Annotated in this window: 24 protein-coding genes and 1 pseudogene; 4 read left to right on the top strand and 21 right to left on the bottom strand. The window is 71.3% G+C overall.

The features are described 5' to 3' along the window. Positions 1 to 129: 129 nt before the first annotated feature. The 5 genes from QMK24_RS26770 to QMK24_RS26790 form a co-directional block, all read right to left on the bottom strand. A complete protein-coding gene (locus QMK24_RS26770; RefSeq protein WP_283469344.1) occupies positions 130 to 948 on the bottom strand; it encodes a TrmH family RNA methyltransferase in 819 nt (272 codons plus the stop codon). 64 nt (positions 949 to 1012) lie between these two features. Beyond that, on the bottom strand, positions 1013 to 2245 hold the full coding sequence (gene cobA / locus QMK24_RS26775) for a uroporphyrinogen-III C-methyltransferase (protein ID WP_283469345.1): 1233 nt from the start codon (positions 2243 to 2245) through the stop codon (positions 1013 to 1015). A gap of 169 nt (positions 2246 to 2414) precedes the next feature. Next, positions 2415 to 5741 (bottom strand): nicotinate-nucleotide--dimethylbenzimidazole phosphoribosyltransferase, encoded by a 3327-nt coding sequence (gene cobT / locus QMK24_RS26780; protein WP_283469346.1) that lies wholly within the window; start codon positions 5739 to 5741, stop codon positions 2415 to 2417. Positions 5742 to 6030: 289 nt separating this feature from the next. After that, entirely contained in the window at positions 6031 to 7233 is a 1203-nt protein-coding gene (cbiE, locus tag QMK24_RS26785; protein WP_283469347.1) for a precorrin-6y C5,15-methyltransferase (decarboxylating) subunit CbiE, read from the bottom strand. 110 nt (positions 7234 to 7343) lie between these two features. After that, positions 7344 to 7991 (bottom strand): GNAT family N-acetyltransferase, encoded by a 648-nt coding sequence (locus QMK24_RS26790; protein WP_283469348.1) that lies wholly within the window; start codon positions 7989 to 7991, stop codon positions 7344 to 7346. Positions 7992 to 8176: 185 nt separating this feature from the next. Here QMK24_RS26790 and QMK24_RS26795 point away from each other — a divergent pair, with 185 nt between their 5' ends. Next, positions 8177 to 8968: a class I SAM-dependent methyltransferase gene (locus QMK24_RS26795; RefSeq protein ID WP_283469349.1), complete on the top strand. Its 792-nt coding sequence runs from the start codon at positions 8177 to 8179 to the stop codon at positions 8966 to 8968. Positions 8969 to 9084: 116 nt separating this feature from the next. Here the strand turns inward: QMK24_RS26795 and QMK24_RS26800 are convergent, their stop codons facing one another. From QMK24_RS26800 to QMK24_RS26815, 4 genes and pseudogenes are all read right to left on the bottom strand, one after another. After that, complete coding sequence (locus tag QMK24_RS26800) at positions 9085 to 9924, bottom strand: MetQ/NlpA family ABC transporter substrate-binding protein (RefSeq protein ID WP_283469350.1); 840 nt, start codon at positions 9922 to 9924, stop codon at positions 9085 to 9087. Between the two features lie 54 nt (positions 9925 to 9978). After that, on the bottom strand, positions 9979 to 10710 hold the full coding sequence (locus QMK24_RS26805; protein ID WP_283469351.1) for a methionine ABC transporter permease: 732 nt from the start codon (positions 10708 to 10710) through the stop codon (positions 9979 to 9981). After that, positions 10707 to 11747 (bottom strand): methionine ABC transporter ATP-binding protein, encoded by a 1041-nt coding sequence (locus tag QMK24_RS26810; protein WP_283469352.1) that lies wholly within the window; start codon positions 11745 to 11747, stop codon positions 10707 to 10709. The genes QMK24_RS26805 and QMK24_RS26810 overlap by 4 nt, the downstream gene beginning before the upstream one ends. Before the next feature lie 310 nt (positions 11748 to 12057). Further along, positions 12058 to 12228: pseudogene (locus tag QMK24_RS26815) on the bottom strand (HAD family hydrolase); the annotation flags it as partial. 108 nt (positions 12229 to 12336) lie between these two features. On the opposite strand from QMK24_RS26815, the gene QMK24_RS26820 reads away from it, so the two are divergent. After that, positions 12337 to 12705 (top strand): hypothetical protein, encoded by a 369-nt coding sequence (locus QMK24_RS26820; protein ID WP_283469353.1) that lies wholly within the window; start codon positions 12337 to 12339, stop codon positions 12703 to 12705. Further along, positions 12698 to 13141 carry a hypothetical protein gene (locus tag QMK24_RS26825; protein WP_283469354.1) on the top strand — a complete coding sequence of 148 codons (444 nt, stop codon included), beginning with the start codon at positions 12698 to 12700 and terminating at the stop codon, positions 13139 to 13141. Before QMK24_RS26820 ends, QMK24_RS26825 begins: the two co-directional genes overlap by 8 nt. Positions 13142 to 13210: 69 nt before the next feature. On the opposite strand, the gene QMK24_RS26830 is transcribed toward QMK24_RS26825, so the two are convergent. From QMK24_RS26830 to QMK24_RS26840, 3 genes are all read right to left on the bottom strand, one after another. Beyond that, complete coding sequence (locus QMK24_RS26830; RefSeq protein ID WP_283469355.1) at positions 13211 to 13717, bottom strand: GNAT family N-acetyltransferase; 507 nt, start codon at positions 13715 to 13717, stop codon at positions 13211 to 13213. Positions 13718 to 13920: 203 nt separating this feature from the next. Further along, the gene (locus QMK24_RS26835; protein WP_283469356.1) at positions 13921 to 14445 is read right to left on the bottom strand and encodes a sigma-70 family RNA polymerase sigma factor; all 525 of its coding nucleotides are present in this window, start codon (positions 14443 to 14445) and stop codon (positions 13921 to 13923) included. 84 nt (positions 14446 to 14529) lie between these two features. After that, a complete protein-coding gene (locus QMK24_RS26840) occupies positions 14530 to 15711 on the bottom strand; it encodes a glycerophosphodiester phosphodiesterase (protein ID WP_283469357.1) in 1182 nt (393 codons plus the stop codon). Between the two features lie 212 nt (positions 15712 to 15923). Here QMK24_RS26840 and QMK24_RS26845 point away from each other — a divergent pair, with 212 nt between their 5' ends. Continuing rightward, positions 15924 to 16661, top strand: a complete 738-nt coding sequence (locus QMK24_RS26845) for a lysophospholipid acyltransferase family protein (RefSeq protein WP_502962519.1) — start codon at positions 15924 to 15926, stop codon at positions 16659 to 16661. A gap of 37 nt (positions 16662 to 16698) precedes the next feature. Here the strand turns inward: QMK24_RS26845 and QMK24_RS26850 are convergent, their stop codons facing one another. From QMK24_RS26850 to argC, 9 genes are all read right to left on the bottom strand, one after another. After that, complete coding sequence (locus tag QMK24_RS26850; RefSeq protein ID WP_283469358.1) at positions 16699 to 18252, bottom strand: MFS transporter; 1554 nt, start codon at positions 18250 to 18252, stop codon at positions 16699 to 16701. Beyond that, positions 18249 to 18797: a TetR/AcrR family transcriptional regulator gene (locus tag QMK24_RS26855; RefSeq protein ID WP_283469359.1), complete on the bottom strand. Its 549-nt coding sequence runs from the start codon at positions 18795 to 18797 to the stop codon at positions 18249 to 18251. Before QMK24_RS26855 ends, QMK24_RS26850 begins: the two co-directional genes overlap by 4 nt. Before the next feature lie 100 nt (positions 18798 to 18897). Beyond that, a complete protein-coding gene (gene argH / locus QMK24_RS26860; protein WP_283469360.1) occupies positions 18898 to 20340 on the bottom strand; it encodes an argininosuccinate lyase in 1443 nt (480 codons plus the stop codon). A 190-nt stretch (positions 20341 to 20530) separates the two neighbouring features. Continuing rightward, complete coding sequence (locus QMK24_RS26865; protein WP_283469361.1) at positions 20531 to 21730, bottom strand: argininosuccinate synthase; 1200 nt, start codon at positions 21728 to 21730, stop codon at positions 20531 to 20533. A gap of 206 nt (positions 21731 to 21936) precedes the next feature. Then, on the bottom strand, positions 21937 to 22479 hold the full coding sequence (locus QMK24_RS26870) for an arginine repressor (RefSeq protein WP_283469392.1): 543 nt from the start codon (positions 22477 to 22479) through the stop codon (positions 21937 to 21939). Between the two features lie 17 nt (positions 22480 to 22496). Then, a complete protein-coding gene (locus QMK24_RS26875; RefSeq protein WP_283469362.1) occupies positions 22497 to 23723 on the bottom strand; it encodes an acetylornithine transaminase in 1227 nt (408 codons plus the stop codon). Continuing rightward, positions 23720 to 24628 carry an acetylglutamate kinase gene (gene argB, locus QMK24_RS26880; protein ID WP_283469363.1) on the bottom strand — a complete coding sequence of 303 codons (909 nt, stop codon included), beginning with the start codon at positions 24626 to 24628 and terminating at the stop codon, positions 23720 to 23722. Before argB ends, QMK24_RS26875 begins: the two co-directional genes overlap by 4 nt. After that, on the bottom strand, positions 24625 to 25776 hold the full coding sequence (gene argJ / locus QMK24_RS26885; RefSeq protein ID WP_283469364.1) for a bifunctional glutamate N-acetyltransferase/amino-acid acetyltransferase ArgJ: 1152 nt from the start codon (positions 25774 to 25776) through the stop codon (positions 24625 to 24627). Before argJ ends, argB begins: the two co-directional genes overlap by 4 nt. Continuing rightward, positions 25773 to 26801 (bottom strand): N-acetyl-gamma-glutamyl-phosphate reductase, encoded by a 1029-nt coding sequence (gene argC, locus QMK24_RS26890; protein ID WP_283469365.1) that lies wholly within the window; start codon positions 26799 to 26801, stop codon positions 25773 to 25775. Before argC ends, argJ begins: the two co-directional genes overlap by 4 nt. Positions 26802 to 26922 lie beyond the last annotated feature (121 nt).

Genomic DNA, 26922 nt, shown 5'->3' on the forward strand with positions numbered 1-26922 from the left:
GGCCGGGGCACCTCCTCGGCGCTCGAACCCACCGTCTTCCACAGAGGAACCGTCCACCGGTTCTCGTCGCCTGCGGGGGCACCCCGGCCCGCCCCCTCCCACGTCGGAGCGCGACTGCGGGCCGCACGGCTAATCCCGCGGGCGGCCCGACGCCACCGCGTAGAAGGCGACAGCCGCCGCCGCTCCGACGTTGAGGGAGTCGACGCCGTGGGCCATCGGGATGCGGACCCATTCGTCGGCCGCCACCAGGGCCTGGGTGGAGAGGCCGTCGCCTTCGGCGCCGAGGAGCAGGGCGACGCGCTCGAGGCGGTGCGGGGCGGCCTCGTCGATGTCGGTGGCCTTGTCGGCAGGGGTGAGGGCGAGGAGCTTGTAGCCGGCCGCCCGGACGGTCTCCAGGTCCCGGGGCCAGCTGTCGAGCCGGGCGTAGGGCACGGAGAATACGGCGCCCATCGAGACCTTGACGGAGCGTCGGTAGAGCGGGTCGGCACAGTCCGGCGAGAGGAGCACGGCGTCCATGCCCAGAGCCGCGGCGCTGCGGAAGATGGCACCGATGTTGGTGTGGTCGTTCACGGATTCCATGACGACGATGCGGCGCGCGGTCCCCAGCAGCTCATCGGCGGCCAGCAGCGGCTTGCGCCCCATGGAGGCTAGGGCGCCGCGGTGCACGTGGTATCCGGTGACCTGCTCGGCGAGTTCCGGGCTGACGGCGTAGACCGGCGCCGGGACCTCGTCGATGACATCGCGCATGACATCGACCCACTTGGCCGACAGAAGCATGGACCGCATGCGGTACCCGGCGTGCCGGGCACGCCGGATCACCTTCTCGCCCTCCGCGATGAACAGCCCTTCGGCGGGCTCGCGGCGGCGCCGCAGCTCGACGTCGGTCAGTGCCACGTAGTCGTGAAGGCGCGGGTCGTCCGGGTCGTCGATCGTGATGAGCTCAGCCACAGGCTGATACTGCCCTGTCCCGTGGCCCCTGCCAACGCCGGGGTCGTTACGTGGCCGGTACCGGTTACCGCCGGAGTGCGCGGCCGACGGTGACGACGTCGCCGATGACGATGACGGCCGGCGGCCGGATGCCCTCGTCGGTGACGACCTGGCCGACGGTCGCCAGGGTGCCGTCCACGCGGCGCTGCGCCGCCGTGGTGCCCTCCTGGATGACGGCGACCGGGGTGTCCGCGGCGCGGCCGTGCTCGATGAGCGCGGCGGCGATGGCGCCGATCCGCTCGACGGCCATGAGCAGCACGAGGGTGCCGCGCAGCTGTGCCAGGGCGTGCCAGTCGACGAGCGAGCGCGGGTCCCCGGGGGCGACATGGCCGCTGACGACCGTGAACTCATGCGCGACGCCCCGGTGGGTCACCGGGATTCCGGCGGCGGCGGGAACGCTGATGGAGCTGGAGATGCCGGGCACGACGGTGCAGGCGATGCCCGCCTCGGCGAGCGCCTCGGCTTCCTCCATGCCGCGGCCGAAGACGAACGGGTCGCCGCCCTTGAGCCGGACCACGGCCTTGCCGGCCTTGGCGTGCTCGATGAGCGCGTTGTTGATCGCCTCCTGGGCCATGAAACGGCCGTAGGGGATCTTCGCCGCGTCGATCACCTCGACGTGGGGCGGGAGTTCGTCCAGCAGGTCGCGCGGGCCGAGCCGGTCGGCGATCACGACGTCGGCCTCGGCGAGGAGCCGCCGCCCGCGCACCGTGATCAGGTCCGGGTCGCCGGGACCACCGCCGACGAGTGCCACGCCGGGGGTCCGCTCGCGGTGCCGGGGGGCGACCAGGGTGCCGTCGCGCAGGCCCTCGACGACGGCGTCGCGCACGGCCGCGGAGCGGCGCGGGTCGTGTCCGGTGAGTACGGCCACGGTTACGCCCTCGCTGCGCCCGGTGGCCGGGGTCCACGCGGTGGCGGCCTCGGCGTCGTCGCTGCGGACACACCAGACGCGGCGGGCCTCGGCCTCCGCCGACGCGGCGGCGTTGGCCCGCGCGTCGGTGGTGGCGATCAGCACGTACCAGGCCTCCGCGAGGTCGCCGTCCTGGTACGGACGGCGCTCCCAGCGCAGTTCGCCCGCGTCGGCCATCGCCTCGACGGAGGGTGTCGCCGACGGCGAGAACAGCACGATGTCGGCGCCCGCCGACACCAGCGCCGGGAGCCTGCGCTGCGCGACGGTACCGCCGCCGAGGACGACCACGCGCCGTCCGGACAGCCGCAGTCCGACGGGGTAGGCGGGCGCGTCGATACGGTCGTCGGCCATGGCTGTACGGCTCCTTGTGGCGGAAGTGGTGCCGCTGCTCCCTCGGAGCGGCTGTGGTGCGGGGCCCGGCCCCTGCGGGCAACCCTACGGTCCGGGTGCCCGGGCCGCAGCACCCGAGATCACACCTGCGGTCACTGGCCGGACAGGCCCTAGAGGGCACGCGGGGGCGTCAGCCCTTCTCGGTGACTCCCGCGGAGTCGAACGTCGCGACCTCGTGCATGACGCGTGCGGCGCTCTGCACCAGCGGCAGCGCCAGCAGCGCGCCGGTGCCTTCGCCGAGCCGCAGATCGAGATCGATCAGCGGCCGCAGGCCCAGCTTGGTGAGGGCGGCCGCATGGCCCGGCTCGGCGCTGCGGTGGCCGGCGATGCAGGCGGCCAGCACCTCGGGGGCGATGGCACGGGCGACCAGCGCGGCGGCGCCCGCGCTGACGCCGTCGAGGATCACCGGCGTGCGGAGCGCCGCGGCGCCGAGCAGCAGGCCGACTATGGCCGCGTGCTCCAGCCCGCCGATCGCCTCCAGTACGCCGATCGGGTCGGCCGGGTCCGGGCGGTGCAGATCCAGCGCGCGGCGTACGACGTCGATCTTGCGGGCGTGCATCTCGTCATTGATGCCGGTGCCGCGGCCGGTGACCTCGGCCGGGTCCTGGCCGGTGTACACGGAGATGAGTGCGGCGGAGGTGGTGGTGTTGGCGATGCCCATCTCGCCGGTGAGCAGCGCCTTGTTACCGGCTGACACCAGGTCGCGGGCGGTCTCGATGCCGACCTCGATGGCGCGCAGCACCTCGTCGCGGGTCATGGCGGGCCCGGCGGTGAAGTCCGCGGTGCCGTACCGGACCTTGCGGGGCAGCAGCCCCGGAGTACTGGGCAGGTCGGACGCGACGCCGACGTCGATGACGCAGACCTCGGCGCCGACCTGGTTGGCGAACGCGTTGCACACCGCGCCGCCGCCGAGGAAGTTGGCGACCATCTGGGCGGTGACTTCCTGCGGCCAGGAGGTGACGCCCTGGGCGTGCACCCCGTGGTCACCGGCGAAGATCGCTACGGCCGCGGGCTCCGGGATCGGCGGCGGGCACTGCCGTGATAGGCCGCTGAGCTGCGCGGAGATGATCTCCAGCATGCCGAGTGCGCCGGCCGGCTTGGTCATCCGCTTCTGCCGCTCCCACGCCTCGCCGAGCGCCTTGGCGTCCAGCGGGCGGATGCCGCGCAGGGTCTCCTCGAGCAGGTCGTGCGGCTCCTCGCCGGGCAGGGCGCGGTTGCCGTACTCCTCCTCGTGGACCACCCAGGACAGCGGGCGGCGCTGGGACCAGCCGGCCTGCATCAGCTCGGGCTCTTCGGGGAACTCGTCGACGTAGCCGACACACAGATAGGCGACGATTTCGAGGTGATCGGGAAGGCCCAGCTCGCGGACCATCTGGCGCTCGTCGAAGAAGCTGACCCAGCCGACGCCGAGTCCTTCGGCTCGGGCGGCGAGCCACAGGTTCTCGACCGCGAGGGCGGAGGAGTACGGGGCCATCTGCGGCTGGGTGTGCCGGCCGAGGGTGTGGCGGCCGCCACGGGTCGGGTCGGCGGTCACGACGATGTTGACCGGGGTGTCGAGGATCGCCTCGATCTTCAGCTCGCGGAACTGCTTGGCGCGGGCCTTCGGCAGCGACTTCGCGTAGGCGTCGCGCTGCTCCATGGCCAGTTCGTGCATGCGCTGGCGGGTCTTGGCGGAGCGGATGACGACGAAGTCCCAGGGTTGGGAGTGGCCGACGCTGGGGGCGGTGTGGGCCGCTTCCAGAACGCGGAGCAGCACCTCGTGCGGGATGGGGTCGTCACGGAAGCCGTTGCGGATGTCGCGGCGCTCGCGGATCACCCGGTGGACCGCGTCGCGGACGGCAGGTTCGTAACCGTCGGCGGCGGGCTGCCGCACGGCGGCCCCGGCGAGCGGGCCGGCGGACTCGTCCGGCGTGCCGGGGAGTTCGGCCGCCGCAGGGGCGCCGGGCGCGACGGCGTCGCCGGCCGGCTCTTCGCGGATGGGCAGCTCCGGGCCGGCGGCCTCAGGCGCGGATACGTCCTCCTGCGCGACCGGGGCCGGGGTTTCAGCGACCGGGGCTACGGCGATCGGGACGGCGACGGGTTCGGGCAGCGCGTCCGGGACGGCGTCGGGGACGACCGGCTCGGGCAGCGGTGCGTCCGCAGGGGCCTGGGCGGGAGATGCCACAGGAGTGATCGTTTCGGCAGGGACCGCGGGAGTTTCCTGCGGCTCCCCGGTCGCGGTCACGACCGGCTGAACGTGCTCGGGCAGCTGCGCGAGTTCGGGCCCGGGAGCCGGCTCGGGCAGGGACGCCACGGCGGGCACGGGCTCCGCTGCGACCACGACGACCGGTGCGACGGGAGCGGCCGGTGCGAACACGGCCGGACCGTCGTTCTGGTGCGGGACGGGAGTGCCCGCGTGCTGTGTCCGGGACTCCTCGGAAACCGAAGCGGAATCCGGAGCGGGAGCCGGCACCGGAACCTGAATCAGATTCTGGACCTGGACCGGGGTTTGCGGCTGCACCGGGACATGGGAGTGGACCGGCTCGGGATCGGGTACCGACTCCGCGATGACGGGCGGGACCGGAAGATCCTGCGACTGCGACTGCGCCTGCGCCTGTACCTGCGCCACCGGAGCGGCGGGTGCCGCCGCCGGCCACGCGCTGCCCTGGACCGGGGTGCCCGGCGGCGCGGCGGCGGCCGGTTCAGGTGCCACGCCGTTCTGCTGCGCGGGGATGGAAGCGGAGTCGCTGTGCGGTACGTCGAGGTACTCGGGTCCCGCGGTGGGCGGGCCGGGCGCCCGCGCCGGAGCGGGCACCGGAGCCGGCGTCGGGCCCTGGGCCTGCGCGGGTCCGCGGTCGGCCAGCGAGCGGACGGAGACCCCGCTGGAGGCCGGGTCCGGCATCGGCGGGCCCATGTGCAACGGCCGCCGGGGCGGCGCGGGCTGGGCCGCAGCCTGGTCGGCGGCGAAGGACTCCGCGACCGGTACCGGTACCGGTACCGGTACCGGCTCCACGATCTGCTCCGCTTCTTCCTGCACGAGAACGGGAGCAGGGGCCGGAGTGAGGTCCGGAGCGGGGGTCGCGGCCTCGGGCAGCGGCTGCGCGGGCTGCGGAAGCCGGACCGTCCCGTACTCGATGGATCCGGAGTCCCGTCCTCCGGACTCGTGCCCCACCCCGGTCGCGGGAGCGACGACGACCGCGGGCTGCGGCGGCACGGGCTGCGGGTCGCTCCAAGAGCCCTGCAGACCGGGCATCAGAAGCAGGTCCTCGTCATCGTCGACAGCCGAGCCGGGAGGCGCCGGCTGGTCGAGGAAGGTGTACGGAGGAGCGCCTTCGCCGCTCAGCGCGTCCGATCCCCAGCTGGGAGCGGTCGGTTGGTGGGCGGCGCTGCCGGGCAGATCGGCGGGCGGCTGCGGAACCGCTTCCCCGACTGCGTTCTCCGGCAGTCCCTCGCCCGGGACCCGGCCGGTGTCAGTCATGCGTGCCCCTCGCCCATCGTTTTCGCTCCTTCCAACGCCGCGCCGCGCACACTGCCCCCCACCACTCAACAACACCGAGCATGCGGGGGAAGCGGCACGTCGGCACCGCGTGTGCTGCCCGGCGGCGACGGATGAAACAGATCGACAACGTGTCAATCCGTCAACGCACGACGACGGCACAACGATCCGCCAGCCTACCGCGCGTGTGCCGGAGGACCGTCCAAGGGTCCACAGTGCGGGCGGCAGCGGCACCGCCCGGCGACCTGTCCTGTGATAGGGAGGCAGGTCGTCACCTGCGGTGGCCGCAGAGGGCGAAGGTGACCAGACGTTCGCGTTCCGCCCAGCCGGAATCCAGTTCGACGGTCTGGAGCAGCGCGCGTTCGACGTCGTAGCCGCCTTCCTCGAGGGCCCGGCTGACCGCCTCCGCCTCGTCCCGGTTCCCGGCGCTCGCCACGATGCGCTCCGGGCGCCGGGCGGCGCACGCCGTCACGACCTCAGCGTCTCCCGCGCCGATCCGGATCACATCCGGCTCGGGCAGGTCCTCCAGCACTTGCGGCGCGCTGCCGTGGACGACCTGGAGTTGGACGCCGTAGCGCCGGCCGGTGACCGTGATCCAGTCGCACGCGTCGGCGTCCTGGTCCACCGCGATCACGGCCGCGCCGAACCGGGCGGCCTCCACCGCGAAGGCGCCGTCGGCGGAGCCGATGTCCCAGACCAGGTCGCCGGTGCGCGGGCCCAGCCGGGCGAGTTGGAGCGCCCGCAGCTGGGGCGAACCCTTGCCGCCGTACTCCGAGGAGGGCAGTGCCCAGCCGCGCACCGCGCCGGGGAACGCGGGGTCGCGGCCGGCGATCCAGCCGCCCCGGCCGGCGACCGCCGGGTCGGCGGAGGTGATCCCGCCGACGACCAGCACCACGTTGGGATCGCGCCAGATGTGGTCGGCGACCTTGTCCGAGGTGAGGACGCTGACCTGCTCCTGATCCGTGCCGAGTGCCTCGCAGATGACGAAGGTGCGGTGCACACCGCCGAGCAGCAGGGCGAGTTCGGCGGGGCCGGCGCCGGGCGCGGTGAGCACCGCGACCTTCGGATAGGCGCGGCACACATTGACCGCGCGGCGCAGGGAACGGCTGTGCGCGACCACGACGCGCGCGTCCTCCCACGGCATGCCCGCGCGCGCGAAGGCGCGAGCGACGGACGAGACGCCGGGTACGACCTCGATCTCCAGACCGTGTTCAGGATCACGCAGGGCGCGCACGACGCCGAAGAAGCCCGGGTCCCCGTCGGCGAGTACCACCGCGGTGCCCCGGTGCTTGGCGATGCGGCGGGCGGCCAGGTCGATGCTGCCGAGCACGATGCGCTCGGCAGCCGCCGGGACGTACGGCAGGTCCAGATGGCGCCGGGTGCCGGCCACCAGGGTGGCCGCGGCCAGCGCGGCCAGCGCGGTGTCGCTCGGCGGCGAGCCGTCCCACCCGATCACGGTGACCCGGTCGGCCATGGTCGTCAGTCTCCTGGGCGTGTCGCGGTCGGTGTCCGGGCGTGGCACGGTCCCCGGGAAAGCACAGTACCCCGGGGGTCGATCTTGGCCGGGCGACGCCGCCCAGGTCGTTACTCCCAGTCGGCGAAGGCCGTGTATCCCTGGCCCTCGGCGGCGCGGCCGGGCAGTACGTCGAGGTCTTCGGGGAGCAGGCTCCACACGATCAGATCGGTACGGATCTCGGCCCAGCGGCCGCCCGGATCGTCCTCCGGCCGGCTGCGCACTATGCCGGCGTTGCGCAGCACGCCCTCGCTGATGCAGCCGATCTTCTGGGCGACCTGCTGCGAGGCGGTGTTGTCGGCGGCGGTGCGCAGTTCGAGGCGCTCGAACTTCTGGTCGTCGAAGAGCCACTGCGTGACGGCGAGCACCGACTCGGAGGCGTATCCCTCACCGCGTGCCCAGGGGGCGGTCATGTATCCGATCTCACTGCTGCGGATCCGCCAGTCCGTGTTCTGCAGATGGACGGTGCCGACGAGCCGCTGGGTGAGGAACTCGGTGACGGCGAAGACGATGCCGCGGCCCTCGGTGCGCTCCGCGGGGGCGATGCGGGTGGCGAAGGAGCGGGCGTCGTCCTCGGTGTACGGCTGAGGTACGGACGTCCAGGCGGTGACCAGCTCGTCGTTCATCATTTCCGCGAGCGCGGGGATGTCGGCCTCCTCGTAGGGGCGCAGCACCAGCCGCTCCGTACTGATGGAGATGTCCGGAAAGGTGGAGGTCATTCGCTGCTCCGTAACCAGGGCATGTGTGGAGAGCACAGCATGCAGCATCGGCCGCGACATTCGCAGAGCGGGCTCGCAGAACAGTTCGCGGCGGGGCAGTTCGCGAACGCCCTTCCCGGGTAGGCCGTATGACGGCCCGGGCGGGTATCCGCTGCCGTCATCCGATCCTGCTAGCGTCTGGCCGCGTGACGGTGCACCACGCAGCAGGAGTCGGATCCCAGCGGGCCGCGGGCTTGTACGAGCGCTCCCGCCCCTCGTACCCCATGGCGGCGCTCGCCGCGCTGGCGGACGCCCTGCCGCTGCAGGAGGGGCGGACGGCGGTCGATCTCGGCGCGGGCACGGGCAAGTTCACCCGGCTGCTGGCGCTGACCGGGGCCGAAGTGCTGGCCGTGGAGCCGGTGCCGGAGATGCGCGAGCGGCTGGCCGGGCTGCTGCCGGGTGTGGTGGTGACGGCGGGTACGGCGGAGGCGACCGGGCTGCCGGACGGCTGTGCGGACGCGGTCGTGGCGGCGCAGTCCTGGCACTGGTTCCAGGAGACGGCCGCGCTCGACGAGGTGGAACGGCTGCTGCGGCAGGGCGGCGCGCTGGCCCTCGTGTGGAACACGTACGACACTTCGGTGCCTTGGGTGCGCGACTTCCAGGACATCTACTTCCGGCTGGCGCCCCGCGATCTGCCGAGTCCGCCGCTGGCCTCGGGCATCGGGGACCCCGACAACCGGTGGCGCAAGACCCTCGAGACGCGGCCGGGCTGGGGCCGGGTGCACGAGCGGCACTGGCCCAACCCGCATTCGACGACCGTCGAGGACGTCGTCGAGCGGATGATGTCGTCCAGCCATATCGCGGTGCTGGGCGCGGCCGAGCAGGAGCGGGTGCGGGCCGACCTGGAAGCACTGCTCGGGGCGCATGAGCCGACCCGGCGCGGGGGCGATATCGAGATGCCCTATATGACGGACGTCTACTGGGTGCGGCGCCGCTAGCGTCCGGCGCCGGCGGCTTACGGATCCGGCGGTGTACGGGTCCGGTGTCGTAAGGATCCCGCGACGCACCACGCCCCGGCCGCCGGGGTTCGGCGACCGGGGCGGGCGGCCGGACGTCAGGCGCTGGGCTTGCCGAACGCCGGGACGACCGAGCCGTGGTACTTGGACTCGATGAACTTCTTGACCTCGTCGGAGTTGAGGAGCTTGGCGAGCTTCACGACGCGCGGGTCGTTCTGCTTGCCGTCCTTGACCGCGAGGAAGTTGGCGTAGGGGTTGCCCTCCGCCTTCTCCAGGGCGAGCGTGCCCTTGGCCGGGTCGAGCTTGGCGCCGAGCGCCACATTGCCGTTGATGACGGCGGCGGCCACGTCGGGCAGCTGGCTGGGCAGCAGCTCCGCCTTCGCGTCCTTGAGCTTCAGGCCCTTGCTGTCGGCGATGTCCTGGAGGCTGGCGCCGGCGCCGACCCCGGGCTTCAGCGTGATCAGGCCCTTGGAGGCGAGCAGCTGGAGCGCGCGGCCCTGGTTGGTCGTGTCGCTGGGCACGGCGATGGTGTCGCCGGACTTGATCTCGGCGAGCGTCTTGGCCTTGCCCGGGTAGAGGCCGAGCGGCTCGAGCTCGACGTTCACCACCGGCACGATGTGCGTCTTGTTCTTGGCGTTGAAGTCGTCGAGGTACGGCTTGTGCTGGAAGAAGTTGGCGCCGACCTCGCCGTTCTCGGTGGCGGTGTTCGGTATGACGTAGTCGTCGAACTCCTTCACCTCCAGCTTCAGTCCGGCCTTCTCCGCCAGGTTGTCCTTGACGAACTTCAGGATGTCGGCGTGCGGCACGGGGCTCGCGGCGACGACCAGCGCGTCGTTCGCGCCGTCCTTCTGGGTCGGATTGGAGGCGCACGCGCTCAGGCCCAGGGCGAGTGCTCCGGCGGCCAGCACGGCAGTGGTGATCTTGGTGGTGTTACGCACGAAAAGTGCCTCTTTCTTGGGGGATGGTACGCGCCGGAGGGAAGCCCGGCGGGGTCAGGAAGCCTCGGTGGTCGCTGGGGTGCGGGCGGCACGCAGCAGGCGGAGCCTGGGGGCGCCGGCCGACTGGGCGCCGCGGCGGGACAGGCCACGGGCGGTCAGATCGCCGATCAGCTGGACGGCGGTGACCAGCGCGATCAGCAGGACGATCGTCGCGATCATGACCTTGTTCTCGAACCGCTGGTAGCCGTAGGTCCAGGCGAGGTTGCCCAGGCCGCCCGCGGAGATCGTGCCGGCCATCGCCGAGTAGCCGACGAGAGCGATCACCGTGGTGGTGAGGCCGGAGACGAGCGACGGCAGCGACTCGGGCAGCAGCGCCTTGACGACCACCGTGCGGGTGTTGCCGCCCATCGCGTGGACCGCCTCGACGAGCCCCGGGTCGACCTCGCGGATCGAGGTCTCCACCAGCCGCGCGAAGAACGGGATCGCGCCGACGGACAGCATGACGACGGCGGCGTTGAGGCCGAACGCCGCACCGACCAGCCAGCGGGTGACGGGGATCAGCGCGACCATCAGGATGATGAACGGCAGCGAGCGCGTGATGTTCACGATCACGCCGATGACCTTGTTCACCACGATGTTCCGCAGCAGGCCGCCGCGGCCGGTCAGCACCAGGAGCACGCCCAGCGGCAGCCCGACGGCGGCCGTGATCACGGTGGACCAGCCCACCATGTAGAGCGTTTCCCAACAGGCCTTCGTCAGCAGCGGCTGTATCTCGTCCCAGGTCATTTGATGCTCTCCTTCACACGCTCGGCGGCGCCGTCCACCGGTGCCACCTCGACCTGGATTCCCTGCTCGCGCAGGAATCCGATCGGGACGACGTTGTCCTCGAAGGGGCCGGGCAGTTCGATCCGCATCCGGCCGATCTGCCGGCCGGCGACGGTCTCCATGGCCGCGCCCAGGATCGACACGTCCACGTTGTAGGTACGCGCCAGCTGGGAGACGACCGGCTCGGTCGCGCTCTCGCCGTGGAAGGTGAGGTCGACGACGGTACGGCCGGGCCCCGACGCATCGCCGCCGACCGGGAACAGCTCGTGCGCGAGCTCAGAGCCCGGGGTGGCGAGCAGTTCGGCGACGGTGCCGGACTCCACGACCCTGCCGTTCTTCATCAGCGCGGCCGAGTCGCAGATCGCCTTGACGACCTCCATCTCGTGGGTGATGAGCAGCACGGTCAGGCCCAGCTGCTGGTTGAGATCGCGCAGCAGTTGGAGGATGGAGCGGGTGGTCTCCGGGTCGAGCGCCGAGGTGGCCTCGTCGGAGAGCAGCACCTTGGGGTCGCCGGCCAGCGCGCGGGCGATGCCGACGCGCTGCTTCTGGCCGCCGGAGAGCTGCGCCGGGTAGGCGCGGGCCTTGTCGGCGAGGCCGACCAGGTCCAGGAGTTCGAGGGCCTTGCGGGAGCGCTCCTTGCCGGAGACGCCGAGGATCTCCAGCGGCAGCTCGACGTTGCCCTGCACGGTGCGCGAGGCCAGCAGGTTGAAGTGCTGGAAGACCATGCCGATTCCGCTGCGGGCGGCGCGCAGCGCGGATCCCGCCCGGTCGGTACGGCCGGCGAGCGCGGTGAGGTCCCGTCCGGCGACCTCGACGGTGCCGGAGGTGGGGCGCTCAAGGAGGTTGACGCAGCGGATGAGCGTGGACTTGCCGGCGCCGCTCTGTCCGACGACGCCGTAGACCTCGCCCTCGCGGACATGCAGATCGACGCCGTCCAGGGCGGTGATCTCGCGGTCACGCGAGTGGTAGACCTTCCTCAGGTCCGTGGTGGTGATCACTGGGGTATCCGTCACTGTCGAGTGCGCGGCGGAACATAACGCCGCACAGGGGGCATTCTTCTCGGATTGCGGCACGGATCGGCCCGTCACGGGCCAAGCGGAGATCAGCGGCAGGAGGAAGCCGCTGGAAATCGTGACGCGGGGCTGAGCCCTCGGCTAGTCACACATTCGTCGACACATACAACGAACACCGGGCGTGGTCGCCTCGGTCGCGCGGCAGCGGCTGTTCGTCGTGGTCATGAGATCCAGTAAAGCAGAACCCTCCACCGCGTCCCGCATTCCGGGCGGACTGTTCACTATGCGGACATGGTCACTCCGCGGTGGTGATTTCCACGCCTTCCGGCGTGACCTGCGCGGATACGGCGGACGGGTCGGCGACGACCACATCCGCGGACAGCTCCGAGGCGCCATGGGTTGTGGCCAACGCCACGGTCCGCATCCCCGCGGCGCGGGCCGCGGTGAGTCCGGCGGGGGCGTCCTCGTCGTTGTCGAACAGCAGCGCCTGCGAGGTGATCTTCATGTTCCGTCACCCTACGCGGGGCACGGGGGGCCGCGTCCGAGCCCATTTGGCCCGTAATAGAGTCGCGGCATGCTCGACGCAGTCACCATCACGGTCTCGGTCGCAGCGCTGCTGCTCGCGGCGTGGTGCGGTTTCGCGGCCTTCCGCGACCAGCCCACCAAGGACTGGCATTTCATCGGCATGGCCGTGGTCACGGTGCTCGCCCTGGTCCAGCTGGTGATCGCGGTGGTCAAGCTCTCCGGCGGCGAACGGCCCGGCCAGGGCACGGCCGTCTTCGTCGCGTACGTGGTCGGCGCCGCCTGCACGATCCCGGCCGCGGGGTTCATGTCGCTGACCGAACGCACCCGCTGGGGCTCGGCGATCGTCGCCGCGGGCGGAGTGATCCTGGCCGTGCTCGAAGTACGGCTTTTCGACATCTGGGGAGGCGGCAGTGTCTGAGCCCGCACAGGAAACGCCGGCCGGGCGACAGGAGCAGTCCGGCCGGATCGGCCGGGGGCCGGGCCGGCTGCTGCTGTCCCTGTACGGCGTGTTCACCGTCGCGGCGGTCTCGCGCTCGCTCGTCCAGATGATCACGAAGTTCCACGACGCGCCGCTGGCGTACGTGCTGTCCGCGGCGGCCGGGCTCGTCTACGCGGTGATCACCGTCGCGCTGTGGCGCGGCGGCGAGGCGGCCCGCAAGGTGGCGCTGGTCTGCTGCTCGGCCGAACTGGCCGGCGTGATCGCGGTGGGCGCCTTCACCCTCATCGACCCGTCCGCGTTCCCCGACGCGACCGTGTGGTCGGACTTCGGGATCGGCTATCTCTTCCTGCCCCTGCTGCTGCCCGTCGCCGGGCTGCTGTGGCTGCGCAGGTCGGCACAGCCACAGCAGCCGTAGCTTCCGCGCGAGCGGGTTCCAGCCGAGGTGGTTCCACCCAAGGGGTCTCCACCCGTGGGAGGAGAAGGCTCAGGCGCTGGCGGCGAACGCCGTCGTCGGGGCGTCCTTCTCCATCGTGACCATGCTCAGCCGCCGCGTGACCGGCTCGGCGTCGCCCACCTGCTCGTAACCGAGCTTGCGGTACAGCCGCAGATTCAGTTCGCTGCGGTGGCCGGTGAACAGCCGGTACCGCTTGGCCTCGCTCTCCGCGGCCAGCCGCTCCTCGACGGCCCGCAGCAGCCGGCCGCCCAGGCCGTGCCGCTGCATCCGGGGGTGGACGATCAGCTTGGCTATCCGCGCGGTGCCGTCGATGTCGACGACTCCGCGGACGGAGCCGACGACCTCGTCGCCGAGCCGAGCGACCAGGACGCACCCCTGGGCCAGCTCGGCGCGCAACGCCTCGTAGGTCTGGGTGAGCGGCTCGATGCTGTAGTCGCCGTAGAGCTCCGCTTCGCTCTGATAACAGAGGTACTGGAGTTTGAGGATCTTCTCGGCGTCGTCTGGATCCGCCGTAGAGATGGTCACGCTCATGCCCATGTGCGCAGGCCTCCCCTTCGAGTCCGCCCGGGCAGATGAGGGTGGAATGCGCGCCCGGGACGTATGCCTGACCGGAGTTGGTACGGGTGTGCGCCGCCTCCGTGGCGCCGATGATCGCACAAACGCCCCGGCGCGGTAGATGCCTCGCAATACCCGCATCCGGCCGCGCTCGAACGCGCCTGGAACGCCTTGTCGCCGACTGTTTACCGTGGCTTACCCCGTCTTACCGGGGATGCAACCCCAGATTTCAGGATCGAGCGCAGGCAGCCGAGACAGCGGGAGCGCAGTGGCCCGATACTGCCCTGTGAGATTCCCAACTCCTGGGAGATTTCCCGGTATGTGGGGTCGGAACGGGACATCAGGGCCGTAACGACCTGCGGGCAGCGTCCCGGGAGGCGCTGCACGGCGGCGCGCATGGCCGCGCTCTGCTCGGCGGCGAGCACCTGCTCCTCGACGGACGGCCCGCGGTCGGCCACCGGATCGCGGCCCGGGGTGTACCGCAGCTCACGGCGGACCCGGCGGGCGGCGTCGCGTACCTCCGCCCGCACCGCCGCCCGGAGCCAGCGGGCGGGATCGTCCGGGGCGAAGGCGAGTTCCAGCATCCTCAGCCAGACCGCCTGTTCGAGGTCGGCGGCCTCGATGCCGCCCGTCACGGCTTCCGCCGCCGCCTCGGCGGCCAGCAGGGGACGCAGGCTGGTGAGTTCGTCTTCCCGCAGTGTCGCTGTCATGACAGCCGGGACGACAGGGCCGCGCCCGGCGGTTTCCGGGCGCGGCCCTGTTCACTCATCAGAGTGGATCATCGCTTCAGGACGTTAGGGCCTCAGAAAGTCCTGGCGGGCGAGGACCGCGGTGTCGGCGTTGTCGGAGAAGATGCCGTCGATGCCCTGCTCGAAGTAGATCTTGAACGCCCCGAAGGCGTCGCCGTAGGCGTTCGGGTCGGTGCCCTTGCGGAAGTCGGCGGGCAGGAAGCTGTTCTCGTTGCGCATCGTGTACGGGTGGAGGATCAGCCCGGCGGCGTGCGCGTCGCGCACCAGCGTGGTGGGGGTGCCGAGCTTCCCGGCCGCGTCGAGGGGAATGATCAGCGTCAGGGTCGGGCCGATGCCCTGGGCGAAGCCCGCGGTCCACTTCAGGCCCGCCGGGGTGATCAGGTCGGCGACGGTGCGCGGGTCGCCCGCCTCGGTGAAGTCCCACGGCCGGCTGGTGGGTCCTGACAGCAGGAAGATCTTGGGAGCGGCGATGCCGAGTGCGCCGAGCCGCTGCAGGCTGCCGGCTTCGAAGGACTCCAGGAACTGCGGGGAGTTCTTCTTGTGCCGGCCGTAGCGGCGCAGCTGCTTCGCCAGCCGCTCCTCCAGGCCGAGCCCGAGCTTGCGGAAGTAGGTGGGGTGCTTGGTCTCGGAGTGCAGCCACACCGGACGGCCCCGCTTGCGGCCCTGCTCGTCGGCCCACTGGAGCACCTCTTCGAAGGTGGGGATCTCCCAGCGGCCGTCATAGAGGGTGTTGCGCTGCCGGTTGGCCGGAAGGCGTTCCACGGCGCGCAGGGTCTTCAGCTCGGCGAGGGTGAAGTCCTCGGTGAACCAGCCGGTGGTGGCGACGCCGTCGATGGTCTTGGTGGTCTTCCGGCCGGCGAACTCCGGGTGGGAACCGACGTTCGTGGTGCCGCCGATCTCGGGCTCGTGCCGGCAGACCAGATGGCCGTCCTTGGTGGGGACGAGATCCTGCTCGATGACGTCGGCGCCGATGTCCAGCGCGTACTGGTACGAGCCGAAGGTGTGCTCGGGCCGGTAGCCGCTGGACCCGCGGTGCCCGATGACGGTCGGCACCGGCAGCTTGTACGAGCCGTGCCCGCCCCGGTACCCGGCATCCTGCGTACCCGGCGCGGTCGACGCGTCCGCCGTACCCGGCAGGCCGAACACCGCGCCGCCCGCGCCGAGAGCCGCCGCCGCGCCGAGGACGGCCCGGCGGGCCGGTCCTGATCCGTGCTGGTCCTGCGTCATGAGCGCTCCCCTGATTCCGGTGTCCACTGTCTCCGGTGTCCACGGCCGAACGTCTGTCCGGCACCTGCCGGCGACCCGCGCAGCGTAGGCGTCTACACCTTTCGTACGAGGGACAACGGGCGGAACAGGCGCGAAACGTACGTCAACACTGCGTAGCGATCATGTGAACCCGGCGTGCGCCGACCCCGCGGACGGAAGTATCGTCCTCACACATGGGGGTGTGCGCCGGCGAGCGCGCGCCCCTGGTCTGCGATTCCACCGACCCCCGCCCGGAGGGCCCGTTGTTCCGTTTCCTGATCAATACGCTGCTCGTACCGCTCCTCCGCGTGCTGTACCGCCCGCGTGTCGAGGGAATTGAGAACATCCCCGCCGCCGGACCCGTGATCCTGGCGGGCAACCACCTCGCCTTCTCGGACTCGCCGTTCATGACCCTCGTGGCGCCGCGCCCGGTCTTCTTCCTCGGCAAGGACGAGTACGTGACGGGCAGCGGCCTCAAGGGCCGCGCGAAGGCCGCGTTCTTCACCACCGTCGGCATGATCCCGGTGGACCGGGACGGTGCCCGCGGCGGCGCGGCTGCGCTGATGACCGGCCGCCGGGTGCTGGAGGAGGGCCAGATCTTCGGTATCCACCCGGAGGGCACCCGCTCCCCCGACGGCCGCCTCTACCGGGGCCGTACGGGTGTCGCCCGACTCGCACTCATGACGGGTGCGGTGGTCGTCCCCTGCGCGCTGATCGGCACCGAGCGCGTACAGCCGGCCGGGAAGAAGCTGCCGCGCATCCACCGGGTGACCATCCGCTTCGGAGCGCCGCTCGACTTCACCCGTTACGAGGGCATGGACCGCGACCGGTATGTGCTGCGGGCCATCACCGACGAGGTGATGAGCGACGTCATGCGGCTGTCCGGCCAGGAGTACGTCGACATGTACGCGACCAAGGCCAAGGCCGCCTGAGACGGCATCACATCCGGGGCCGGGAAGGACCGCGCCCTCAGTGGGCGGTGCGGGCCCCGTCCAGCTTGGTGCCGTGCAGCATCCGCCAGGACCACACCGCGGCCGCGAGCAGCACCACCGCTCCGACCGTCGCCGCGAGGCGCAGACCGTCGGTGAACGAGGCCTGCGCCGCCACGAGCAGCGCGTCGGCGTTCGGGGCCGGCAGCTTGCCCGCCACCTCGACCGCGCCCGCCAGTGAGTCCTGGGCATGCGAGACGGCGTCCGGTGGCAGCCCGGCGGGCAGCGTCAGACCGGAGTAGACACCGGTGACGATGGAGCCGAGCAGCGCGATGCCGAGAGCCGCGCCGAGTTCGTAGGCCGTCTCGGAGACCGCGGCCGCGGCGCCGGCCTCCTCCCCGGGAACGCTGGAGAGGATCACGTCGGCGGTGACGGTGAACGAGAAGCCCGCGCCCACACCGACGATCAGGAGCACCGCGCCGATCAGCGGGTAGCCCGTGCCCGGGGTGAGACCGGACATCGCGGCCAGCGCGAGTCCGCCCGCGGCGAGTCCGCCGGCGACGACCAGCCGGACCGAGAAGCGGCGGGCGGCCATACCCGCGCACAGCCCGGCCGCCACGGCGCCGACCATGGCCGGGAGTTCGGACAGACCCGACTGCAGCGGCGAGCGCCCCTGCACCATCTGCAGGAACTGCGACAGGAAGAAGATCAGTCCGGACAGGCCCAGCACGGTGAGCAGATCGGCCAGCACCGCGGCGGAGAAGCCCCGGTTGTGGAACAGCCGCATGTCCAGCAGCGGCGCGGGCAGCCTGTGCTGACGTCGCACGAAAGCGTAGAGGCAGGCCAGACCCAGCGCGCCCGCGGCGAAGGCGGCAGGCCTCGCCCCGTGCGCCGCCAGCTCCTTGATCGCGTATACGACGCCGATCATGCCGACGAGCGAGAACATGACGCTGGTCAGGTCCCACGGGCCCGGGTCGGGGTTACGGGACTCGGGCAGCAGCTTGAAGCCGACGATCAGCAGCACCGCCATGACCGGCAGGTTGATCAGGAAGACCGAGCCCCACCAGAAGTGCTCCAGCAGGATGCCGCCGACGACCGGCCCCACGGCGGCGCCGGCCGTGGAGGCCGCGCCCCACACGCCGATCGCGAAGCTGCGCTCGCGCGGGTCGGTGAAGAGGTTGCGGATCAGCGCGAGAGTCGAGGGCATGAGAGTGGCTCCGGCCACGCCCATCAGGGCGCGGGCGGTGATGAGCATGCTGGGCGTGCTCGCGTACGCGGCCAACACCGACAGCCCGCCGAAGGCGGCCGCGCCGATGAGCAGCAGCTTCTTGCGGCCTACGCGGTCGCCGAAACTGCCCATCGAGACCAGCAGCCCGGCGATGACGAAGGAGTAGACGTCACCGATCCACAGCAGCTGGGTCGCGGACGGCTGCAGATCGTCGGTCAGAAACGGCATGGCCAGCCCGAGCACCGTGGCGTCGACCGCGACCAGCAGCAACGCCAGCGTCAGAATGCCGAGCGCCAGCCAGCGGGAGGGGTGCGGGGGCTCCGGAGGCGCGGTGGCGGCGGGCTTGCGCAGGTCGTCGCGGCTCATGAGGCGCTCCGCAGCATTCCGCCGAGCATGAGCTCCGAGACCATGCGGGCCGCATCGTTCCGTGCCATACGACCATCCTGGACGCACCAGCCCGAGGCCGCGATCAGGGCGTACAGCGCCTCGCCCAGCCAGGTCGGCGTGAGGTCGTACCGGAACAGCCCCTGCTCCTGGCCGCGCCGGAACAGCGCGCTGACCCGTTCGTCCACCCGCGCCCAGCCCTCGTTGACCTCCGGCAGGTCGTAGAGCTGGTTCTCCCCGTAGAGGAACGCCAGGAAGCCGGAGACGGGCATGGCCTCGTCGATCAGGCGGCGCACCGCCTCGACCGGGTCGCCCTCCTCTATGCGGGCGGCGTCCAGCCTCTCGTCCATCTGCGCGATCCCGAGCAGGCCGAGGGCCCGGACGAGGGCATCCCGGCCGGGGAAGTGCCGGTGGAGCGTGGCGCGGCTGATGCCGGCCGCCTTGGCGATGTCGTCCATGGAGGCGGTGGCCCGGCGGGTCAGCAGGTCCGCGGCGTCGCGCAGCACCTGTTCACGATCGAAACTCATGAGACAAATATAGTGCACATGCGACACCGTTGTCTCATGTGAAAGCAGTGCGTCGTGAGCTGATCAGCTCATCGGCCAGGCCACCGGACCGCCGGGCGGCTCAGCGTTCGGCCAGCGCCCAGGCCAGCTGTACGGCCAGGTCCTGCTTGACCTCGGCCAGCTGCTCCGCCACCCGGACCGGCGCCGTGCCGCCGCGACCGTCGCGGGAGGCGAGCGCGCCGCGGACGTTGAGGACCGTGCGGACCTCCGGCGTCAGATGGGGCGAGATCTTGGCGAACTGCCCGTCCGTCAGCTGGTCAAGCTCGATGCCCTCGGTCTCGCAGACCTTGACGCACTCCCCCGCGACCTCGTGCGCGACACGGAACGGGACGCCCTGCTTGACCAGCCACTCGGCGATGTCGGTGGCGAGGGAGAAGCCGGCCGGGGCCAGTTCCTCCATCCGCGCGCCGTTGACGGTGAGAGTGGCCATCATCCCGGTGAAGGCCGGGAGCAGGACTTCGAGGGTGTCGCAGGAGTCGAAGACCGGCTCCTTGTCCTCCTGCAGATCGCGGTTGTACGCGAGCGGGAGGGCCTTCAACGTCGCCATCAGGCCGGTCAGATTGCCGATGAGCCGGCCGGACTTGCCGCGCGCCAGCTCCGCGATGTCCGGGTTCTTCTTCTGCGGCATGATCGACGAGCCGGTGGAGAAGGCATCGTGGAGGGTGACGAAGGAGAACTCCTTCGTGTTCCAGATAATGATCTCCTCGGCGATGCGCGACAGATCGATCCCGATCATCGCGGTGATGAACGCGAACTCCGCGACGAAGTCGCGTGAGGCCGTACCGTCGATGGAGTTGGCGACCGAGCCGCGCTCGAAGCCGAGTTCGGCGGCGACCGCCACCGGGTCCAGGCCGAGCGACGAGCCGGCGAGCGCGCCGGAGCCGTACGGGGAGACGGCCGTCCGCTCGTCCCACTGCCGCAGCCGCTCGGCGTCCCGGCTGAGGGCCTGGACATGGGCCAGGATGTGATGGGCGAACAGCACCGGCTGGGCGTGCTGCAGATGCGTACGTCCCGGCATGGCGACGTCCGCGTGGGTCTCGGCGAGCCCGACCAGCGCCTCCTGGAGCTCGGCGATCAGACCGCCGATGACCCGCGCGTGGTCGCGCAGGTACATCCGGAAGAGCGTGGCGATCTGGTCGTTGCGGGACCGGCCGGCCCGCAGCTTGCCGCCCAGGTCCGCGCCGATCCGCTCCAGCAGGCCGCGCTCCAGCGCGGTGTGCACGTCCTCGTCGGCGATGGTGCCGGTGATGGTGCCCGCCTCGACGTCCGCCGCCAGCAGATCGAGCCCCTCCAGCATCCGCTGGAGCTCGTCGTCGGTGAGCAGCCCGGCCTTGTGCAGCGCCCGCGCGTGGGCGCGGGATCCGGCGATGTCGTACGGCGCGAGGCGCCAGTCGAAGTGCACGGAGGCGCTGAGCTTGGCGAGGGCCTCCGAGGGGCCGTCCGCGAAGCGGCCGCCCCAGAGGCGGACGTCGCCGGAGGGGGTCTGCGGGGCATTGCTGGTCACCGGTTCGGCTCCTTGCGTACGTACGTGAGTGGGGCCCCTCGGGCGTCGCCTCAAACGCCGGACAGGCTGATTCAGCCGGTCCGGCGTTTGAGGACCGGGTCCGGGCGGAGCCCGGTTTCGGGAAGGAGGGGGTCCCCCCGGCCGAAGGTTGGGGGAGGGTCAGGGGAGGAACCCCGCCGCAGGCGCGGCGTCAGCCCTGCTGGAGGTCGCGCTTGGCGGCGATCTTGCTGGACATGCCGAAGATCTCGATGAAGCCCTTGGACAGCGACTGGTCGAACGTGTCACCCGTGTCGTACGTCGCGAGGTTGAAGTCGTACAGCGACTCCTCGGACCGCCGGCCCGTGACGACGGCCCGGCCGCCGTGCAGGGTCATCCGGATGTCGCCGGAGACGTGCTCGTTGGCCTCGGCGATGAAGCCGTCCAGAGCCCGCTTGAGCGGGGAGAACCACATGCCGTCGTAGACCAGCTCGGCCCACCGCTGCTCGACCTGCCGCTTGTACCGGGCGAGTTCACGCTCGACGGTGACGGCTTCGAGCTCCTGGTGCGCGGTGATCAGGGCGATGGCGCCGGGCGCCTCGTAGATCTCCCGGGACTTGATGCCGACGAGCCGGTCCTCGACCATGTCGAGCCGGCCGATGCCCTGGGCGCCGGCCCGGACGTTCAGCTGCTGGATGGCCTCCAGGACGGAGACGGGCTTGCCGTCGAGGGCGACCGGGACACCCTGCTGGAAGGTGATGATGACCTCGTCGGCTTCCCGGGGGATCGCCGGGTCCTGGGTGTACTCGTACACGTCCTCGATCGGAGCGTTCCAGATGTCCTCCAGGAAGCCGGTCTCGACGGCGCGGCCGAAGACGTTGGCGTCGATGGAGTACGGCGACTTCTTGGTGGTCGCGATCGGGAGGTTCTTCGACTCGCAGAACGCGATCGCCTTGTCCCGGGTCATCGCGTAGTCGCGGACCGGCGCGATGCAGGTGAGGTCGGGGGCGAGGGAGGAGATGCCCGCCTCGAAGCGGACCTGGTCGTTGCCCTTGCCGGTGCAGCCGTGGGCGACGACGCTGGCGCCGTGCTTCCTGGCGGCGGCGACCAGGTGCTTGACGATGGTCGGCCGGGAGAGGGCGGAGACCAGCGGGTACCGGTCCATGTACAGGGCGTTGGCCTTGATCGCCGGGAGGCAGTACTCGTCGGCGAACTCGTCCTTCGCGTCCGCGACCTCGGCCTCGACCGCACCGCAGGCGATCGCCCGCTTGCGGATGACGTCCAGGTCCTCGCCGCCCTGGCCGACGTCGACCGCGACGGCGATGACCTCGGCGCCGGTCTCCTCGGCGATCCAGCCGATGGCGACAGAGGTGTCCAGGCCACCGGAGTAGGCGAGTACGACGCGCTCAGTCACGGGGTTCTCCTTACAGTGCAAACGCTGACAGGTATAAGTATGCACTGCACCGCATGTTTCGTCAAAGGGGAAGTCCGACGGGTTTCGGCACCCCCCGGAAACGACGCCAGGGGCCCCCACGGATGGGGGCCCCTGGCGGGGTGGTGCGGACGGTCGGGTGTCGCGGGCGCTGCGTACGTCGCGGGCGCTGCGCACGTCGGGAGCGCTCAGCTCTGGCGGGGCGGGTGGTCGCCCGCCGCGAGGCGGAGCAGGTGGTCGGCCAGGGCCTGGCCGCCGACGGGATCACGGCTGATGAGCATGAGGGTGTCGTCGCCCGCGATGGTGCCGAGGATGTCGTGCACCTCGGCCTGGTCGATCGCTGAGGCCAGGAACTGGGCGGCCCCCGGCGGGGTGCGCAGAACGACCAGATTGGCGGAGGCCTCGGCCGAGATGAGCAGCTCGCCGGCCAGCCGGGCCATCCGCTCCTCCTTGACCGACTCCCCCAGCGGGGCCTGCGGGGTGCGGAAGCCGCCCTCGGACGGTACGGCGTAGATCAGCTCGCCGCCGGCATTGCGGATCTTGACCGCGCCCAGCTCGTCCAGGTCGCGCGAGAGCGTCGCCTGCGTGACGCTCAGCCCGTCGTCGGAGAGCATCTTCGCGAGCTGGCTCTGCGACCGCACCGGCTGCCGGTTGAGGATGTCCACGATCCGGCGGTGGCGTGCGGTGCGGGTCTGCGGTACGGCCTGGCCGACGTGCTGCGCCTCGGTCATCGTCGCATTTCTCCGGATCATTGGTCCCCGTGTACCGCGTCGAGGACGGCGGGGAGAGCCTGGAGGAACGCCTCCACCTCGTCGTCACCGACGATCAGCGGAGGAGCGAGCCGCACCGTGTCGGGCACGGCCGCGTTCACCAGGAGTCCGGCGTCCTGAGCCGCTTGTTGCACCTGCGGTGCGAGCGGCTCCGTAAGAACGATACCCAGCAGGAGCCCCGCACCGCGCACATGATCGACCAACGGGTGCCCGAGCGCCTCGATCCCGTGGCGCAGCCTGTCGCCCTGCCGCTTGACGTTGTCGAGAATCCCGTCGGCCGCGATGGTGTCGAGTACGGCGAGCGCGGCGGCGCAGGCGACCGGGTTTCCGCCGAAGGTGGTGCCGTGCTGCCCCGGGGTGAGCAGGTCGGCCGCCGGGCCGAAGGCGATGGTCGCGCCGATGGGCAGACCGCCGCCGAGGCCCTTGGCCAGGGTGACGACATCGGGCTCGACGCCCTGCGCCTGGTGCTCGAACCAGTGGCCGGTCCTGCCGATGCCGGTCTGCACCTCGTCCAGGACGAGGAGGGTGCCAGTGGCGCTGGTGATCTCCCGGGCCGCCCGGAGGTAGCCGGCGGGCGGCACGATGACGCCGTTCTCGCCCTGGATGGGCTCGATGATGACGAGCGCGGTGTCGGTGGTGACGGCGGCGCGCAAGGCGGCCGCGTCGCCGAACGGCACATGGGTGACGTCACCGGGCAGCGGGTGGAACGCCTCGCGCTTCTTCGGCTGGCCGGTGAGCGCGAGGGAGCCGATGGTGCGGCCGTGGAAGGCGCCCGAGGTGGCGACCATGTGCGTGCGGCCGGTCAGCCGGCCGATCTTGAAGGCGGCCTCCACCGCCTCCGCGCCGGAGTTGGAGAAGAACACCCGGCCGGTGCGGCCGAAGAGCTGGAGCAGCCGCTCCGCGACGGCCACCGGGGGTTCGGCGATGAAGAGGTTCGAGACGTGGCCGAGCGTGCCGATCTGCTCGGAGACCGCCCTGACCACGGCTGGGTGGCCGGTGCCGAGACTGTTGACCGCGATGCCGCCGATGAAGTCGAGATAGACCTTCCCGTCGGCGTCCCAGAACTTCATGCCCTCGCCGCGGACCAGCGGGACACGCGGGGTGCCGTAGTTGTCCATCAGCGAGCCCTGCCACCGCCGCGTCAGTTCCTGGTTGCCGGTGGGCTGATTGCCGGTGGCCTGGTTGCCGGCGTTCTGATTGCTCATGACCCATCCCCCTGCGCGTCCGGCACGATCATCGTGCCGATGCCGTCGTCCGTGAACACTTCGAGGAGCATCGAGTGCGGCACCCGGCCGTCGATGATCCGTGCGCTGCCGACGCCGTTCCGCACCGCGTGCAGGCAGCCCTCCATCTTGGGCACCATGCCGCTGGCGAGCCCGGGCAACAGCTTCTCCAGTTCGCCCGCGGTGAGCTGACTGATCACGTCCTCGCTGGACGGCCAGTCGGCGTACAACCCCTCGACGTCGGTGAGGACCACCAGGACCTCGGCGCCCAGCGCCGAGGCGAGCGCGGCGGCGGCGGTGTCGGCGTTGATGTTGTAGACATGCCCGTCCTCGCCACGGGCGATGGACGAGACGACCGGGATCCGGCCGTCGTCCAGCAGCGCCTGGATGGCGCCGGGGTCCACATGGGTGATCTCGCCGACGAGGCCGATGTCCACCGGCTCGCCGTCGACGATCGCGTGCCGCTTGACCGCCGTCATGGTGTGGGCGTCCTCGCCGGTCATTCCGACCGCGAACGGGCCGTGCTCGTTGAGCAGCCCGACCAGCTGCCGCTGGACCTGGCCGGCGAGCACCATCCGGACGACATCCATCGTCTCGGGAGTGGTCACCCGCAGGCCCGCGGTGAAGGACGACGCGATGCCGAGCCGGTCGAGCTGTGCGCTGATCTGGGGTCCGCCGCCGTGCACCACGACGGGCTTGAGGCCTGCGTGCCGCAGGAAGACGACGTCCTGGGCGAAGGCCGCCTTCAGCTCCTCGTCGACCATGGCGTTGCCGCCGAACTTGATGACGACGGTCTTGCCGTTGAACCGGGTGAGCCACGGCAGCGCCTCGATGAGGATGCGGGCCTTGGGAAGCGCGGTGTGATTGCGCGCGGTGGGGTTGGTCATGAGCTGTAGGCGCTGTTCTCGTGGACGTAGTCGGCCGTCAGGTCGTTGGTCCAGATGGTGGCGGCGGCGGCGCCCGCGTTGAGGTCCGCGGTGATGGCGACCTCACGGAAGCGCATGTCTACCCGGTCGCGGTCCTCGCCGACCGAGCCGTCCTTGCAGACCCAGACGCCGTTGATGGCCACGTTCAGCCGGTCCGGCTCGAAGGCGGCGGCGGTGGTGCCGATCGCGGACAGCACCCGGCCCCAGTTGGGGTCCTCGCCGTGGATCGCGCACTTGAGGAGGTTGTTACGGGCGATCGAGCGGCCGACCTCGACCGCGTCGTCCTCGCTCGCGGCGTTGATCACCTCGACCTTGATGTCCTTGGACGCGCCCTCGGCGTCACCGATCAGCTGACGGGCGAGGTCGGCGCACACCTGCTCGACGGCGGCGGCGAAGTCGTCGTAGCCAGGGGTCACTTCGGACGCGCCGGAGGCCAGCAGCAGCACGGTGTCGTTGGTGGACATGCAGCCGTCGGAGTCGGCACGGTCGAAGGTGGTGCGGGTGGCGGCGCGCAGCGCCGTGTCGAGCGTGGCGGCGTCCAGGTCGGCGTCGGTGGTGAGGACGACGAGCATGGTGGCCAGGCCCGGCGCGAGCATGCCCGCGCCCTTGGCCATCCCGCCGACGGTCCAGCCGTCCCGCTCGACGACGGCCGTCTTGTGCACCGAGTCGGTGGTCTTGATCGCGATGGCGGCCTTCTCGCCGCCGTGCGCGGAGAGTGCAGCGGCGGCCTTCTCGATGCCGGGCAGCAGCTTGTCCATCGGGAGGCGCAGGCCGATCAGACCGGTGGAGGCGACCGCGACCTCGCCCGCGTTCTGGCCGAGGACCTCCGCGGCCTTCTCGGCGGTCGCGTGGGTGTCCTGGAAGCCGAGCGGTCCTGTACAGGCGTTCGCGCCACCGGAGTTGAGGACGACGGCGGACACCAGCCCGCCCTTGACGACCTGCTCGGACCACACGACGGGCGCGGCCTTCACGCGGTTGGAGGTGAAGACGCCCGCGGCGGCCAGGCGCGGCCCGTTGTTGACCACGAGGGCCAGGTCGGGGTTACCGCTGTCCTTGATCCCGGCGGCGATGCCCGCGGCCGTGAATCCCTGTGCTGCCGTGACGCTCACGGTGCCACTCCTGTCGTGGAAAGTCCCATGTCCTCGGGGAGTCCGAGGGCGACGTTCATGCTCTGCACCGCGCCACCCGCGGTGCCCTTGGTCAGATTGTCGATCGCGCTGATGGCGATGATGCGGCCGGCCGCCTCGTCGTACGCGACCTGCAGCTGCACGGCGTTCGAGCCGATGACCGCGCCGGTCGACGGCCACTGGCCCTCGGGCAGCAGGTACACGAACGGCTCGTCCGCGTAGGCCTTCTCGTACGCGGCGCGCACCGCGTCGGCGGTGACTCCCGCCTTGGCCCGCGCGCTGCAGGTGGCGAGGATGCCGCGCGGCATCGGTACGAGGGTTGGGGTGAACGAGACGCTGACCGGCTCGCCGGCCACGCCCGACAGGTTCTGGATCATCTCCGGGGTGTGCCGGTGCACGCCCCCGACGCTGTACGGAGTGACGGCCCCCATGACCTCGCTGCCGAGCAGGTGCGGCTTGAGCGCCTTGCCCGCGCCGGACGTGCCGGAGGCGGCGACGATCACGGCCTCGGGCTCGGCGAGCCCGGCCGCGTACGCCGGGAAGAGCGCCAGCGAGACACTCGTCGGGAAGCAGCCGGGCACCGCGATGCGCTTCGACCCCCGCAGCGCGGTCCTGGCCCCGGGCAGCTCGGGCAGGCCGTACGGCCAGGTCCCGGCATGCGCGGAGCCGTAGAACCGCTCCCAGTCCGCGGCGTCCCGCAGCCGGAAGTCGGCCCCGCAGTCGACGATCAGCACGGCATCGCCGAGCTGATCGGCCACCGCCGCCGACTGCCCGTGCGGCAGCGCGAGAAAGACCACGTCATGCCCCGCCAGCACCTCCGCCGTCGTCGGCTCGAGCACCCGCTCGGCCAGCGGCAGCAGATGCGGCTGCAGCGCGCCCAGCCGTTGCCCCGCGTTGGTGTTGCCGGTGAGCGCACCGATCTCGATCCCGGGGTGACCCAGAAGCAGCCGCAGGATCTCACCACCCGCATACCCGCTCGCCCCTGCCACCGCTGCCCGCAAAGCCATCGAACCCTCCTCGTCGATGGCATGACTATACGTTCTACCGAAGCTTTATGCAAAGCATTCCCTGGCGGGGACCTGCCCTGGGTGTGACTGAGAACTTTAGTTGGCGAATCATGGTCTGAGA

The organism is Streptomyces sp. PH10-H1 (assembly GCF_030063355.1).
In the GTDB taxonomy this organism is placed as follows: Bacteria; Actinomycetota; Actinomycetes; order Streptomycetales; family Streptomycetaceae; genus Actinacidiphila.

Coding starts and splice junctions, on each gene's coding strand:
- cobA (WP_283469345.1), bottom strand. CDS start 2,245: ATGGCCGACGACCGTATCGACGCGCCCGCCTACCCCGTCGGACTGCGG.
- cobT (WP_283469346.1), bottom strand. CDS start 5,741: ATGACTGACACCGGCCGGGTCCCGGGCGAGGGACTGCCGGAGAACGCA.
- cbiE (WP_283469347.1), bottom strand. CDS start 7,233: ATGGCCGACCGGGTCACCGTGATCGGGTGGGACGGCTCGCCGCCGAGC.
- QMK24_RS26790 (WP_283469348.1), bottom strand. CDS start 7,991: ATGACCTCCACCTTTCCGGACATCTCCATCAGTACGGAGCGGCTGGTG.
- QMK24_RS26805 (WP_283469351.1), bottom strand. CDS start 10,710: ATGACCTGGGACGAGATACAGCCGCTGCTGACGAAGGCCTGTTGGGAA.
- QMK24_RS26820 (WP_283469353.1), top strand. CDS start 12,337: ATGCTCGACGCAGTCACCATCACGGTCTCGGTCGCAGCGCTGCTGCTC.
- QMK24_RS26830 (WP_283469355.1), bottom strand. CDS start 13,717: ATGGGCATGAGCGTGACCATCTCTACGGCGGATCCAGACGACGCCGAG.
- QMK24_RS26835 (WP_283469356.1), bottom strand. CDS start 14,445: ATGACAGCGACACTGCGGGAAGACGAACTCACCAGCCTGCGTCCCCTG.
- QMK24_RS26840 (WP_283469357.1), bottom strand. CDS start 15,711: ATGACGCAGGACCAGCACGGATCAGGACCGGCCCGCCGGGCCGTCCTC.
- QMK24_RS26845 (WP_502962519.1), top strand. CDS start 15,924: ATGGGGGTGTGCGCCGGCGAGCGCGCGCCCCTGGTCTGCGATTCCACC.
- QMK24_RS26850 (WP_283469358.1), bottom strand. CDS start 18,252: ATGAGCCGCGACGACCTGCGCAAGCCCGCCGCCACCGCGCCTCCGGAG.
- QMK24_RS26855 (WP_283469359.1), bottom strand. CDS start 18,797: ATGAGTTTCGATCGTGAACAGGTGCTGCGCGACGCCGCGGACCTGCTG.
- QMK24_RS26870 (WP_283469392.1), bottom strand. CDS start 22,479: ATGACCGAGGCGCAGCACGTCGGCCAGGCCGTACCGCAGACCCGCACC.
- QMK24_RS26875 (WP_283469362.1), bottom strand. CDS start 23,723: ATGAGCAATCAGAACGCCGGCAACCAGGCCACCGGCAATCAGCCCACC.
- argB (WP_283469363.1), bottom strand. CDS start 24,628: ATGACCAACCCCACCGCGCGCAATCACACCGCGCTTCCCAAGGCCCGC.
- argC (WP_283469365.1), bottom strand. CDS start 26,801: ATGGCTTTGCGGGCAGCGGTGGCAGGGGCGAGCGGGTATGCGGGTGGT.